The sequence below is a fragment of the Aestuarium sp. genome (assembly GCF_023253315.1).
GTDB classification, from domain to species: Bacteria; Pseudomonadota; Alphaproteobacteria; order Rhodobacterales; family Rhodobacteraceae; genus Marivivens; species Marivivens donghaensis.
On the sequence record NZ_JALRGW010000171.1, the window covers coordinates 1 to 636 of the forward strand.

Below are 636 nucleotides of genomic sequence, written 5' to 3' on the forward strand. Positions count from 1 at the left end.
GTTAAACTTACGACCAATAAGACGCTTTACACCGTAAATAGTGTTACTTGCGTTTGTGACGCGCTGGCGCTGTGCAACTTGCCCAACAAGACGTTCGCCTGATTTGTTAATTGCTACAACACTTGGTGTTGTGCGGTTGCCTTCTGCATTGGCAATAACTTCTGGTTTTCCAGCAATCATGTACGCCATGGCGCTGTTAGTGGTACCGAGGTCAATTCCGATGATTTTACCCATAAAATACGCTCCCTTTATTTCGATTTAGCATAAAATGTATTACTTCTATTTTAGCACTCTCATGTCGAGATTGCCAAGTATTCTTAGTATAAATAAATTAGCACTCTCATGTCAAGAGTGCTAATTAAAGATTTTTATACCTTGTTATTGTTTTGTGACTTTCACCATGGCGTGGCGAATCACGTGTCCGTTTAAGGTGTACCCTGCTTGAAGTTCTTCGGCAATCACTTCTTTCTCACCCTCAGCCTCTTCATCAAACTGAATAGCCTCGTGAAGTTCTGGGTTAAATTCAGTTCCTTGTTTTGCGTCAATTCGCGCAACATTAAGCCCTTCAAGTGACTTCTCCAGATTTTTCACAAGACCGGTAACACCTTGCACCCATTTATGGTCTTTAATGTCTTC

At 41.5% G+C, this 636-nt stretch carries 2 protein-coding genes; both read right to left on the reverse strand.

What is annotated here, in order from left to right; genetic code table 11:
- The coding region (locus tag AC1QQ2_RS14865; protein WP_479713725.1) for an Hsp70 family protein at window positions 1-234 on the reverse strand (234 nt) is incomplete at its 3' end.
- 144 nt (window positions 235-378) lie between these two features.
- Window positions 379-636, reverse strand: a 258-nt coding sequence (locus tag AC1QQ2_RS14870) for a nucleotide exchange factor GrpE (protein WP_479713726.1), incomplete at its 5' end; no start/stop codon positions are given.